Annotated in this window: 10 protein-coding genes; 4 read left to right on the top strand and 6 right to left on the bottom strand. The window is 45.4% G+C overall.

The genetic code is table 11. From position 1 onward, the window contains the following. Window positions 1-4: 4 nt before the first annotated feature. The 3 genes from ACFI6G_RS21140 to ACFI6G_RS21130 form a co-directional block, all read right to left on the bottom strand. The gene (locus ACFI6G_RS21140; protein WP_016791819.1) at window positions 5-595 is read right to left on the bottom strand and encodes a hypothetical protein; all 591 of its coding nucleotides are present in this window, start codon (window positions 593-595) and stop codon (window positions 5-7) included. Between the two features lie 161 nt (window positions 596-756). After that, window positions 757-1536, bottom strand: a complete 780-nt coding sequence (locus ACFI6G_RS21135) for a class I SAM-dependent methyltransferase (RefSeq protein ID WP_016791820.1) — start codon at window positions 1534-1536, stop codon at window positions 757-759. Window positions 1537-1678: 142 nt separating this feature from the next. Further along, window positions 1679-4789 carry an EAL domain-containing protein gene (locus tag ACFI6G_RS21130; RefSeq protein WP_016768246.1) on the bottom strand — a complete coding sequence of 1037 codons (3111 nt, stop codon included), beginning with the start codon at window positions 4787-4789 and terminating at the stop codon, window positions 1679-1681. 125 nt (window positions 4790-4914) lie between these two features. On the opposite strand from ACFI6G_RS21130, the gene asnC reads away from it, so the two are divergent. Then, window positions 4915-5379, top strand: a complete 465-nt coding sequence (gene asnC / locus ACFI6G_RS21125) for a transcriptional regulator AsnC (protein ID WP_010433446.1) — start codon at window positions 4915-4917, stop codon at window positions 5377-5379. Window positions 5380-5482: 103 nt separating this feature from the next. Here the strand turns inward: asnC and prlC are convergent, their stop codons facing one another. Further along, window positions 5483-7525, bottom strand: coding sequence for an oligopeptidase A (gene prlC / locus ACFI6G_RS21120; protein WP_016784107.1), 2043 nt, complete (start codon window positions 7523-7525; stop codon window positions 5483-5485). A gap of 279 nt (window positions 7526-7804) precedes the next feature. Here prlC and ACFI6G_RS21115 point away from each other — a divergent pair, with 279 nt between their 5' ends. The 3 genes from ACFI6G_RS21115 to ACFI6G_RS21105 all read left to right on the top strand — a co-directional run bounded on the left by ACFI6G_RS21115 (window position 7805) and on the right by ACFI6G_RS21105 (window position 10571). After that, complete coding sequence (locus ACFI6G_RS21115) at window positions 7805-8644, top strand: 23S rRNA (adenine(2030)-N(6))-methyltransferase RlmJ (RefSeq protein ID WP_010433428.1); 840 nt, start codon at window positions 7805-7807, stop codon at window positions 8642-8644. 188 nt (window positions 8645-8832) lie between these two features. Then, on the top strand, window positions 8833-10188 hold the full coding sequence (gene gorA, locus ACFI6G_RS21110) for a glutathione-disulfide reductase (RefSeq protein WP_010433426.1): 1356 nt from the start codon (window positions 8833-8835) through the stop codon (window positions 10186-10188). 131 nt (window positions 10189-10319) lie between these two features. Then, window positions 10320-10571: a DUF6482 family protein gene (locus ACFI6G_RS21105; protein WP_016784108.1), complete on the top strand. Its 252-nt coding sequence runs from the start codon at window positions 10320-10322 to the stop codon at window positions 10569-10571. 67 nt (window positions 10572-10638) lie between these two features. Here ACFI6G_RS21105 and ACFI6G_RS21100 read toward each other — a convergent pair whose 3' ends face one another. After that, window positions 10639-11892 (bottom strand): NADH:ubiquinone reductase (Na(+)-transporting) subunit B, encoded by a 1254-nt coding sequence (locus ACFI6G_RS21100; protein WP_016768244.1) that lies wholly within the window; start codon window positions 11890-11892, stop codon window positions 10639-10641. A 201-nt stretch (window positions 11893-12093) separates the two neighbouring features. Beyond that, complete coding sequence (locus tag ACFI6G_RS21095) at window positions 12094-13056, bottom strand: SPOR domain-containing protein (RefSeq protein WP_462710461.1); 963 nt, start codon at window positions 13054-13056, stop codon at window positions 12094-12096. Window positions 13057-13192: the final 136 nt, after the last annotated feature.

Below are 13192 nucleotides of genomic sequence, written 5' to 3'. Positions count from 1 at the left end.
AGCTTCAGTGGATATGATTATGGTTCACTACTTGAGTCTTGGTTTCCATGAAGGCAACGTCATCAAGTTGTAAATTGATGCGTTTAAGGTCACTTTCCAGTTTTTGACTTTTCTTAAACAGCTTTTGCTGCTTCTTAATCATCTTCGCTAGCTTTTTATTGTACTTCTCTTGCTTCTTAGCGGCTTTCTTCGCTCGCTTAAGTTCTGCTTTCTCATCACCACTCGCCTTCGCTATCAGCTTTTTCAGCTTGGCTTTTTTCTGTGATGTTTTTTTATCGACAACTTCAGCGGCAATATCAACAACGGCTGGATCGAACATTTGCACAGTAGGTTCAAGGGTATCGTTGATTTCCGCAAGCGATAACTCTGGTGCAGGTAATGTTTCCGCTAACAGACCGCATGCCACTTTTTCTTCAACGGGTTTGTTTTGACAGCCAAGAGGTGGAATTGCGGTTGGTTTGCATAGATTCGCTTGATCCGCCGAAGAACGCGCACAAGAACGACACACAAACTTAGGTTCAGTGACCAAGCTGTGGATCTCGCCTAGGTGTTCAGTGATATCTCGACGGTTTAACTTACAAAAGCGTTTAGCCATGCTACAACTCCAGCTAAGAATAATAATGATTCTTAGTTAGATATACATCCGTAACGCGACTATCGCAAGTGTTAAATGGTAATTTATCGTATTTATGACGGGAAACTTTCTTAGCGTGTTGCTAAGTTATTGATGCTTTCACTGAGTTATTGATGTCTTAACTAGGTCATTGATGCTTTCACATACACATCAAAACGGTTCTTTTTGGTTTCAATTGCCATGCTCGGTTTTTGCTCGTCTAACCATGCTGCGTAATCCGGTCTTTTGACCACAACGCGCTTCGTTGCCAGCTTCATCGCAGGCTCAAACAAACCATCGGCATCCAGATCGGCACCCACCAACGATTGGAATACGCGCATCTCTTTCTTAACCAAAGCCGACTTCTTCTTGTTCTCTGGGTGTGGGTACATTGGATCAAGGTACACCACATCAGGCTGTTCGAAGTTAGGGTCGTTGCTAAGTTTATCCAGCGCATCGTGACTTGAAGCGTGAATCAACTTCATACGTTCGCTAACCCAACCACCGATATCTGGGTCTTGTTGCGCTCGCAGTAAACCATCATCAAGCAGTGCTGCCACAACTGGATGTCGCTCGACCATCTGCACTTTACAGCCCAACGAAGCCAATACAAACGCGTCACGCCCTAAGCCTGCAGTACCATCGAGAATAGTTGGCGTTGCGCCTTTGTTTAAACCCGCTGCTTTGGCAATTGCCTGACCTTTACCGCCACCAAACTTACGTCTATGGCCAACCGCTCCGCCGACTAAATCAACAAAAATAGCGCCAAGCTTAGGTTCATCGACTTTACGTAGCTCAAGTCGCTCGCAAGTCAGTACCAAAGCAAAATCGCTGTTTTCATCATGAGATAAATTCCAACGGGTCGCTAAGTCATTTAAATGATCGATTTGGGTAGCATCTTCGCAAATCAGTTGTAGTTGCAAGGTCGTCTCCAACAGACAGTAGTATTCAAAACAAAAGAGGCAACCAGTTTACCTGATTGCCTCAACAATACATATTAAGGAAGAAAAGTATTCACCATAAAGCCAAGCGCTCGACTAAAGAGAGTATAAACAACCAAGGAGGTTATAAGATTCGTTCTTGCTGTAACTCTTCAACCAACTCCTCAAGCGGTTTAGGTCGACCTATGACGTAACCTTGTGCGTAGTTAACACCGAGTTCGATCAGCTTGTCGATTATCTGTGTGTTTTCAACAAACTCAGCCACTGTGTGTTTACCCATTTGCTTAGCTAAATCATTGATAGAGCGAACCATCACATGGTCCATCTCGTTGACAGCAATATCACGCACAAACAAGCCATCAATCTTCACAATGTCGACCGGCAGTTTCTTTAAGTAACCAAACGACGATAACCCTGAGCCGAAATCATCTAACGCGATCATGCATCCCAACTCTTTAAGTCGCGTGAAGAACTTGATCGCTTGTTTCATATTACTCATCGCCGCTGTTTCGGTGATCTCTAAACAAATCTTATGACAAGGTATTAGCGAGTTACTCAAGCTCTCAATCAAGAACTCGACAAACTCTCGATTACCCATCGAATGTCCAGAGAGGTTAATTGAGCACATCCCCAATTCATCAATCACCTGTGGTCGTCGCTCCAACCAGCTCAGTGTCTGACTCACCACTTGGCGATCAATCAAGTGCGCAATGTTGTAGCGTTCGGAGGCCGGCATGAAAATCCCGGGAGAAATGTATTCACCCTTGATGTTCTTTATACGCACTAGGATCTCGAAGTGCATTTTTTCGCTGTCTCTGTCCAAACCAAGAATACGCTGTGCAAACAGCTCTAAACGATCATGAGCTAAAGCCTCATGCACTAGGTTGACGCATTCCATCTCCAAATGTCGACGACGTAGATCTTCATCATCTTGGTGATAAAGGTTATAGCGGTTACGGCCTTCCTCTTTGGCAGCATGACAAGCTGCATCAGCCTGAGCGTGTACCATCTGTGGTGAGGCGGCGGTATGGTCAATCAATCGAATGCCAATAGAACAAGTGAGATTGAATCGAATATCGTCCCACACAAACGAATTTTCGCTCATCATAGAGATGATACTGCGACACACGTTGATCGTGTCTCGCTCGGTGCAATCTTTGATTAATACAGCAAACTCATCACCGCCCATACGCGCCAACACAGCATTGTAGGGCAGCACCTCTTCCAGCAATTTGGCACTAAACATGATTGCGGCATCCCCCGCTTCATGCCCCGCAGTATCGTTCAACACCTTCAATTGGTCTAAATCTAAAAACAACATCGCATGAGTTCGCATATGGCTTTCAACTTCTTTCAAGGCCTTTTGCAGCTCTTGCTCAAAGTGGTTACGGTTAAAGGTATCAGTCAATAAGTCGTAACGCGCTTGATACTCTAACTTTTCAGCAAGCTCATGGGTCTCGGTGATGTCCTCACCCACAATCAACAGTTGATCCGATTCCACCAGCGGACGGATATTTTCACGAATCCAGATGGTGCTGCCATCCGCATGACGATATTCAATATCACGACGCCATACACCTCTAATCTTGTATTGTGGTTGCAATAAGATATGGCGCGGGATCATCGCGTTTTCATCGACATAAAACTCTCGCGGGCGATGTCCCAATAACTGGTCAAGTGAGTAACCCAACAACTCTTCCGCAAATTGGTTTACTTGTTGAATACGATTATTTCCATCAAGCGTAATCATCATTACTGGTTGCTTGTCGTAATACAACTTTAGATTCGCTTCACGTTGAAACAGTTTATTCTCAGCTAGCTTACGCGAGGTAACATCACGTGCTTCAAATAAGAACTGAATGTCATCCTCTTCGCTTCCCGGCATTGGCTTCAATGAAATCTCCAATACCATCGCACCGCGATCACGACACCACACCTCAGCTTCAAACCGCAAAACCTGATGTTCATCTCTAGGGATAAAATATTCGTTGAGTACCTGTCTTGCTGAATCTTCCCAGTGCTGGTGATCTTGCAAGGGTGTGCCTAATTTATAGCCTTGGTTATACAAAAGTTCATGCAGCTTGCTATTACTCGACAGCAACACTCCGTCCTTATCGATAATCCCCATAAACTGCAAGCTTTGATCGAATATCGACTCAAGAAGCAGTTGGCTCTTACGGCTCGTTCGTTCACTTTTTTGCAGACGATTCAGGTAGTAAACCAAAATAGCGATGACACACGACATTGCGATAAACAGCAAACCTATGGTTCGGATTTCATCGCGATAACGCATTAGAAATGACTTAGGCTTGTTGAGGAAGGTCACCTTGGCTTCATTTTCAGCACCAAGATCCCATCTCGAGATTTGTTGGTAATCGAGCTTAATTTCTGGTGTGCCAGGCACAATCGGAGGGAATGCTTCTGCCGGATTAGCAAGCACATCGAGCAACATCCGGGCAGTCTCTCGCCCTTGGGTTTTACCACTTTGAATCACACCACCGATAGCACCAAATCCAAGCGCCAAATCATGGACCATATACAGTGGCAGTTGGGTTTTCATGCTCAATTGACGCCAATCTTCATCGCTACTAACACGACCATTAACATCGCGATAGTACGCCCAAAACAACAAACTCTTACCTAGATCGGCACGCTGAGCAAAGGTCGTTAGCTCTTGATATGAATCCGGAACGTAATGCTCAATCAAATTGGATAAATCAGGGTGGGTTTTAATAAACAGGTCAACTTGGGAGCGAATAGCCTCGCCCGTTATTGAGTGGTCAGTAACAATATAGACCTTTTTCACCGTAGCTTGAAGACGCTTAATTAGATCGATATTACCAACCAAATCGATATCTTCAGTGATTCCAGTTGCGTTTAACCCCTCAAGCATCTCAGATGAGAAGTTGCTAACGCCACCAAATATAACGGGAGTACCATTTAGCTCTGGAGCCAAACGTTTCATTAAGTTCAGAGCGTTATTGTCACTAACGACAACCGCAGCAAATTCTTCATGTGTCAGTTTCGTGCGGTAAAGCTGATAAATACGATCTAGGTATTCAGTATTTTGAGAGCGTTTACTATCAAGGTAAACGACACGATAAGACAAGCCGTCACGGTCGAGTTCTGTGGATAACCCTTTATGGAAATCATCTGTCCAGAAAAAGCCTTGATGATAAGAGTGAATAACCAACACATCTTTTGTCTGCGCTGAAGCAAACACACTCCAACACATCAAAATTAATAACAACGAAAATCGCACTGAATTCACCCTAACCCTATAGTTGCTGCTAATATTATCACCCTTGGCTATGATGTGTACTCTAGCTAGTCTGATTTCATTCAATCTAAGGATTCTGCATGTCCACAACCACCGTTCGTTTAGATGATCTAGACCGCGCCATTCTAAAAACCTTGATGGAAGATGCACGAACTCCTTATGCTGAAATGGCAAAGCAGTTCGATGTCAGCCCTGCGACGATTCACGTTCGCATCGAAAAAATGAGATCGGCAGACATTATTGAGCGAACGGAAGTTGTGGTAAACACCAAAAAGCTAGGTTATGACGTATGCTGTTTTATTGGTATTAACCTAAATGCAGCCAAAGACTACCACTCTGCGATAGCCAAGCTGAATGCGTTAGACGAAGTGGTCGAGGCGTACTACACCACTGGTGCTTATAACATTTTCGTAAAACTGATGTGTAAGTCGATAGAAGAGCTGCAGTTTGTGTTGATTGATAAATTGCAGGCGATCGATGAGGTTCAATCGACAGAGACGTTGATTTCATTGCAGAATCCTATCAATCGTAATGTGAATCCATAACATTCGTTCGCCTTGTTTGGCCCCTGAAGCACAGACAAAAAAGAGCCTCTAACTAGAGGCTCTTTTCGCTATTAACTCTTAATAAACTAGATAGTTACCGTGATTATGCGTTGATTCCCGCATGACGCAGCATTGCATCAATTTGTGGCTCACGACCACGGAAGCGTTTGAACAGCTCCATTGGCTCTTCACTGCCACCCATTTCAAGGATGTTGTTCAGGAAGCGATTACCAGTTTCTGTGTTGAAGATACCCTCTTCTTCAAATGCTGAGAACGCATCTGCCGATAGCACTTCTGCCCAAAGGTAGCTGTAGTAACCCGCACTGTAGCCACCAGCAAAGATGTGACCAAAGCTGTGTGAGAAACGGTTCCAATCTAGGCTTGGCAGAACCGACACCTTAGACTTAACATCCGCCAACGTTTCGAGTACACGAGCACCCACTTCAGGGTCGTACTCTGTGTGTAGCGTGAAATCGAACAAGCCAAGCTCTAGCTGGCGCAGGATAAACATCGCTGATTGGAAGTTCTTCGCCGCTAGCATTTTCTCTAACATCTCTTTTGGTAAGGCTTCACCGGTTTCGAAGTGACCAGAAATGAACGACAGCGCTTCTTCTTCCCAACACCAGTTTTCGAGGAACTGACTTGGTAACTCAACCGCATCCCAAGGCACGCCATTGATACCAGAAACAGCACCCGCATCAACTTGCGTTAGCATATGGTGGATGCCGTGACCGAATTCGTGGAACAGAGTCACCACTTCATCGTGAGTAAATAACGCAGGCTTGTCACCAACTGGCTTGTTGAAGTTACACGTTAGGTAAGCCACTGGCGTTTGCAGCTCGCCAGATTCAGTAATGCGACGACCACGACAGTCATCCATCCAAGCGCCACCACGCTTGTGTTCACGTGCGTATAGATCAAGGTAGAAGCTACCACGCAGTGTTCCTGTCGCATCAAAGATATCAAAGAAGCGAACGGACTCATGCCAAGTGTCTACGCCTTCACGCTCTGTTACCGACATACCAAACACACGGTTTAGTACTTCGAACAAACCAGAAACTACGTTCGACTCAGGGAAGTATGGACGAAGCTCTTCATCAGAGATCTCGAACAGGTTCTGTTTTTGTTTCTCGCTGTAGTAAGCGATGTCCCACAGATTTAGCTCAGAGACACCAAACTCTTTCTCAGCAAACTGACGTAGCTCTTCTACTTCGCGCTCACCTTGTGGTTTGGCTTTTACTGCTAGGTCGTTAAGGAAACCAAGTACTTGGTCTGGCGTTTCTGCCATCTTGGTCGACAATGATTTTTCGCTGTAGGTGCTGAAACCCAGCATTCGAGCGATCTCGTGACGCAGCTTAAGTTGCTCCGTGATGATCTCAGTGTTGTCCCACTTACCAGCATTTGGACCGCGATCTGAAGCGCGAGTTACGTAAGCTTCGTACAGCTCTTTACGTAGCGCTTGGTTGTCACAGTACGTCATCACCGGTAGGTATGAAGGGATATCTAGAGTTAGTAGATAACCTTCCAGCTCTTTAGCTTGGGCCGCGGCTTGTGCTGCCGCCAGTGCCGATTCAGGCATACCAGCCAGTTCAGCCACGTCTGTTACTTGCTTGCTCCAACCCATGGTGGCATCAAGTACGTTGTTTGAGAATTGAGAACCCAGCTCAGACTGGCGCTTGCTGATCTCACCATAGCGGTGCTGCTCGTCCGCGGGTAAGCCAATGCCTGACAATTCAAAGTCACGCAGTGCGTCAGTAATGGTTTTTTGTTGAGCTCGATTTAATGCCGAGAATGCTTCGCTCGCCTTGATCGTTTTGTACGCTTCAAACAAGCCTTTGTGTTGACCAACCCAAGTGCCGTACTCAGACAGTACTGGTAGGCAGCTCTCATACGCTTCACGCAGTTCGTCGCTGTTCACAACAGAGTTCATGTGGCTTACTGGTGACCAAATACGGCCTAAACGATCATCCACTTCTTCAATCGGAGCAACTAGGTTGTCCCAGCTTGGTGAAGTATTACCTTCAAGTACTTGTTCTATCTTGTTGCGACACGCTTCAATCACTTGCTCAACCGCTGGCTTAACGTGCTCAGGTTTGATTTGTGAAAACGGAGGTAAGTCCGTGAAGGTTAATAGCGGATTAGACATATAAACATTCCTTTGGCTTTAGAGACTTTCGTCTTTTTTGTAATGAGGTCGTCTTACAGTCATCAGGCTAAGGGTCGCCCTAAAAAATCACTTGCGAATAGTTATTAAATAGTGCCCATGAAGGCAAATTTCAATAGCAGAACCAATAACTAACTGCATATTGCGAACGACTGTTCCTGAATTGATCGAGAATTTATGGTCCATTGAGGGTTATAATAGTCTGATTAACCCCACCTACACTAACCACACTCTAATTCGAGAGTGTTACGAGAGTTTAATTTGTTAAGTTATCGCCACAGCTTCCACGCAGGCAACCATGCCGACGTAGTAAAGCATATCGTACAGAGCCTTATTCTTAATTCTTTGAAACAGAAGGATAAGCCTTTTGTTTATCATGATACTCACTCTGGTGTAGGTCGTTACGACTTAACGCATGAATGGTCTGAAAAAACGGGCGAATACAAACAAGGTATTGCACGCGTCTGGGAACAAACAGAACTTCCTGAAGACATTCAAAGCTACCTTGAGTCTATCTCAGCACTCAACAATGGCGAAAAACTGCGTTTCTACCCGGGCTCTCCACGTGTTGCCCGCGCGCACCTGCGCGATCAAGACCGCATGGTACTGACCGAGCTTCACCCTGCCGATCACCCTCTGCTTGAGCAAGAGTTCCACCGCGATCGTCAGGTATCTATCTACAAAGAAGATGGCTTCCAACGCTTAAAAGGCAGCCTGCCACCAAAAGAGCGTCGTGGTTTGGTACTTATCGACCCACCTTACGAGCTGGCAAAAGAGTATCGCGATGTGGTGACGGCGATTGCTCAAAGCCATAAGCGCTGGGCAACCGGTATCTACGCAATTTGGTACCCGGTAGTAAACCGCTGTGATATCGAAGACATGATCGAAGGACTTGAAGGCTTAGGTATCAACAAGATTCTACAAATCGAACTTGGCGTATCACCAGATACCAACGAGCGTGGCATGACAGCATCAGGCATGATTGTTATCAACCCGCCTTGGAAGCTAGAAAGCCAAATGAACGAAATTCTTCCATTCTTGAAGGAAGCAATTGCGCCGGCAACCGGTCACTTCAAAGTAGAGTGGATCGTACCCGAATAATCTCGAACTTAACGTCATGATCTGACGAATATTCAGTAGATTGTGACATACACGAATAAATTTTAAACAGGGAGATTGAGTTCAACCGATCTGCCCTCAATATAATAATTAGACAATTTAAGAATCTATAGGACGTAGGTGTTCAGTGCGATCACTGTACCCACAGCCTTCAATAAATGGAGAAAGTAATGGCGACTCATTTTGATTACATCTGTATCGGTGGCGGTTCAGGCGGCATCGCATCAGCAAACCGCGCAGCAATGCACGGTGCAAAGGTTGCACTTATCGAAGCTCAAGACCTTGGTGGTACTTGTGTAAACGTTGGTTGTGTTCCTAAAAAGGTAATGTGGCATGGCGCTCAAGTTGCTGAAGCGATCAACCTGTACTCTGAAGATTACGGCTTCGACGTTGAAGTAAAAGGCTTCAACTGGAGCAAGTTAGTTGAAAACCGCCAAGCATATATTGGTCGTATCCACGAGTCTTACGATCGCGTTTTGGGTAACAACAAAATAAACGTAATCAAAGGCTTTGCTAAGTTTGTTGACGAGAAAACCGTTGAAGTAAACGGTGAACACTACACTGCGGATCACATCCTGATCGCGGTAGGTGGCCGTCCAACAATTCCAAACATCCCAGGCGCAGAATACGGCATCGACTCAAACGGTTTCTTCGATCTGATGGAGCAACCTAAGCGTGTTGCTGTAATCGGCGCAGGCTACATCGCAGTAGAAATCGCAGGCGTACTAAGTGCACTTGGCACAGAAACACATCTGTTCTGCCGTAAAGAATCTCCACTACGTAGCTTTGATCCAATGATCATCGAAACGCTAGTAGAAGTAATGGAAGCAGAAGGTCCAACACTTCACACGCACTCCGTGCCTAAAGAAGTGGTGAAAGAAGCGGACGGTACGCTGACTCTACACCTAGAGAACGGCAACACTCAAAACGTTGACCACTTAATCTGGGCGATCGGTCGCCACCCAGCGACTGACGCTATCAATCTAGCATCTACTGGCGTTGAGACTAACGATCGTGGCTACATCAAGGTAGACGAGTTCCAAGCGACTAACGTTCCTGGCATCTATTGTGTTGGTGACATCATGGAAGGCGGTATCGAGCTAACACCTGTCGCTGTTAAAGCAGGTCGTCAGCTTTCAGAGCGCCTATTCAACGGCCAAACAAACGCGAAGATGGACTACAAGCTAGTTCCTACTGTTGTATTCAGCCACCCGCCTATCGGTACAATTGGTCTAACGACTCAAGAAGCTGAAGAGCAATACGGCAAAGACAACATCAAGGTTTACACGTCGGGCTTCACGGCAATGTACACAGCAGTAACCAAGCACCGTCAACCTTGTAAGATGAAACTAGTATGTGCTGGCGAAGAAGAGACTGTAGTTGGCCTACACGGCATCGGTTTCACTGTTGATGAAATGATTCAAGGCTTCGGCGTTGCAATGAAGATGGGCGCAACCAAAGCAGACTTCGACTCTGTTGTGGCGATTCACCCAACGGGCAGCGAAGAGTTCGTAACGATGAGATAATCAACACTATTTGTTGATATCTCTTAAAAGCAGGCCTTGTGCCTGCTTTTTTTATGTCCACTCTTGAACCTTACCCCTCAACTCCACGTAACACAGATACTGACCTATCTAGAACAGCAATGGAGTTTGTGATGAATCTACTAATTGAATCATTTGAAGGCGGGATCTACTTGGCTTACCAAATTATTGGCGAGCAAAAGCAGTTAATCAAAAACGACCAACAGCACCCAATGAAGTTTTTAAGTGTTAACCAAGCGCGCGACCACTTTAGCGATCGAGGCGTAGCATCGGCAATGTTGGTTCACAACAGTGCCTACGACGAGATGTGTGGTGAGCATTGTGGTAATACCCAACCATTCGAGATTGATTTGAAATGGAGTTGAATCAAATTCAAATCAATCGTGATAAAAATAGAAAGGCTTGCACTAGTGCAAGCCTTTTTCTTTTGGGTCATATTTCTTCTCGAGCTGTGCGTTTTTGTCTTCGCTTGATGTTTTGCTCTTTCACAACAAAGTCGAACAATGGTGCGAACAAGTTAGCAAACAAGATAGCGAGCATAATGCCTTCTGGATAAGCAGGATTGAGCACTCGGATGCCGACCGTCATTACACCAATCAAGATCCCGTAAGCCCACTTACTCTGATTGGTAAACGCGGCAGAAACTGGATCGGTTGCCATAAAGAAAGTACCAAAAGCAACACCACCCAACACAAAGTGCCAGTAAAACGGCATCGAGAACATCGAGTTGGTATCAGAGCCGATCCAGTTCATCAAACTAGAGGTCACCACAAGACCGATGATAACCCCGGCAACAATACGCCAAGACGCTATCTTCATGAAAATGAGCATCAACCCCGTAAGCATAATTAATAGCGAAGAAACCTCCCCCATCGATCCTGGAATATTACCGATGAACGCATCCATCCAAGTTATTGTCTCGCCAGTCATGTTGTTGATTAAAGAGGTACTGCCTCCCTCATACCACTGACTGAGTGGTGTCGCCCCTGAATAGCCATCAGCCGCCGCGACCCACACAAGCCCACCCGACATGTTGGCTGGATAAGCAAAATAGAGGAAAGCCCGCCCAGCTAACGCAGGGTTAAGGAAGTTTCGTCCTGTACCACCGAACAACTCTTTAGCAACAACGATACCAAAGGTGATGCCTAATGCGGCTTGCCATAGTGGAATCGTCGGCGGGAGAATTAAGGCAAATAAAACCGAACTCACGAAAAAGCCTTCGTTGACTTCGTGCTTGCGAACAACCGCGAACAGTACCTCCCAAAAACCACCAACGACAAAAACCGTGGCATAAACAGGAAGGAAATAGAGCGCCCCAAAAAACATCTGGCTGCCCCAACCGCTTGCCATTAATGATGGCGCATCACCAAATGCCCAAGACAAGCGCCAACTACTCTCGATAACCGAAGTGAGCTCACTCAGTTGATAGCTGGATGTTAGTGCCGAAACACTCTGATGCCCGACGTTATACATGCCCCAGAACATGGCAGGGAAGGTCGCTAGCCACACCAGAATCATGATTCGTTTGAGATCGATACTATCTCGAACGTGAGTCAACCCTCGGTTTACATTGCCAGGCGTGTAAAATATCGTCGCGAACGCCTCATACACTGGGTAGAGTTTTTCGTACTTACCTCCGGCTTCAAATTGCGGTGCCACATCTTCTAAACGTTTTTTAAAACTCATAATCTCAATCACCTTATTGCTTGAGTTATGGTTTTCTACGCATCAAACGCTCAATTTGAACAACTTTTAGCGATTTTTAATCAAGTTCGTATTCAAGAAACTGACCAACATTCAAGAACAAAACCAATGTGAGAAAGTTTGGTTCATAAATAACAAAGCCCCAGCGATAGCTGAGGCTCATTTAGTCTTACTTTAGGTTACTTATTTAACGCACATGACATTAAGCAATGAAGACCCTTTCAATTGGTTTACATTACCATTGGTAAACAGACCCTTCTTGCCTGCCCCCCAATAAGGTAAGTGCATTGGCCAATTCTGTTTTTCCATGACTTTTGAACCCAAAATACTCTGCCACTGCTTTTCAGTCATCAGCTTCATGTTGACCTTATTGCAGACTAATTCAGCGCTACCGTAATCGAGGCGGCTCCAAGGCTTGCCTTGCTCCATATAGAACTGCTGCTGATGGTCTAGGAGGTAAGGAATAGCATATTGGTTGCCCGACACATTGGCTGTCACGCGAATTTCGATTTCTAGATCGTTGTCTGTACTCGCATTACCGCTTGGTAGCGTCTGAATAGCGGCAGCACTCGTTACCGCAGCCGCTTGCTTAACCGCCACAGGTTTCGGCGCAGGTTTAGCTTCTACTTTTACAGGAGCCTTAGGCTTTACAGCTTTTGACTCTGCTGGTTTTGCAACGATAGGCTGTGATGAGGTTTTAGACTTATCAACCATACGAATAAAGGCTTCACCATAACCAGACACCTTGCGTACTTGAGCTAAGTCTTTTCTCGCATCCGAAAATGTAGAGTAAGGACCAATCAAACAACGATAATCGCCACCCTCAGGCTTCATCCATACGTTAGTTGAGATCTTTTCATATAGAGGCTTCGCTCGGTTCAGTGACAAAGGCTTATTTAGCAAACCACATTGAACCCAAAACAGTTCGTTATCTGAATGACGTTTAGGCGCTTTGCTGCCCCATACACCTTTACCGATCGGACATGATTGTTCTAGCTGTGGTAATTGATTGGTGCTTGCTTGAGTGGCATCGCATAGTACCGATTCTGCATTAACTTGGCTCGACACCAGAAGAGATGCAGCGATAAGCCCCATACGATAATTTCTCATCACAACACGACATACAGCATTCATTGTCAATTTCATAACCACCACTTAAACCCTCACGGGTTAATTATTACCGAATCAATGTCGATAAAACATGAATTCCATTTTAAGTATCATTGACACTATCAATAATACTAAGTTCCAGATCCATTAAGCAAAAAAAGAGCCGTAATTG

Source organism: Vibrio sp. PSi01, from assembly GCF_054960695.1.
The sequence above is the reverse complement of the archived record's forward strand: the minus strand, read 5'-3'. Positions and strand labels throughout refer to the sequence as shown.

Excerpts from the sequence above, each read along its gene's own strand:
- ACFI6G_RS21105 (WP_016784108.1), top strand. The coding sequence starts at position 10,320 with ATGAATCTACTAATTGAATCATTTGAAGGCGGGATCTACTTGGCTTAC.
- ACFI6G_RS21140 (WP_016791819.1), bottom strand. The coding sequence starts at position 595 with ATGGCTAAACGCTTTTGTAAGTTAAACCGTCGAGATATCACTGAACAC.
- prlC (WP_016784107.1), bottom strand. The coding sequence starts at position 7,525 with ATGTCTAATCCGCTATTAACCTTCACGGACTTACCTCCGTTTTCACAA.
- asnC (WP_010433446.1), top strand. The coding sequence starts at position 4,915 with ATGTCCACAACCACCGTTCGTTTAGATGATCTAGACCGCGCCATTCTA.
- ACFI6G_RS21130 (WP_016768246.1), bottom strand. The coding sequence starts at position 4,789 with ATGTGTTGGAGTGTGTTTGCTTCAGCGCAGACAAAAGATGTGTTGGTT.
- ACFI6G_RS21095 (WP_462710461.1), bottom strand. The coding sequence starts at position 13,056 with ATGAAATTGACAATGAATGCTGTATGTCGTGTTGTGATGAGAAATTAT.
- gorA (WP_010433426.1), top strand. The coding sequence starts at position 8,833 with ATGGCGACTCATTTTGATTACATCTGTATCGGTGGCGGTTCAGGCGGC.
- ACFI6G_RS21100 (WP_016768244.1), bottom strand. The coding sequence starts at position 11,892 with ATGAGTTTTAAAAAACGTTTAGAAGATGTGGCACCGCAATTTGAAGCC.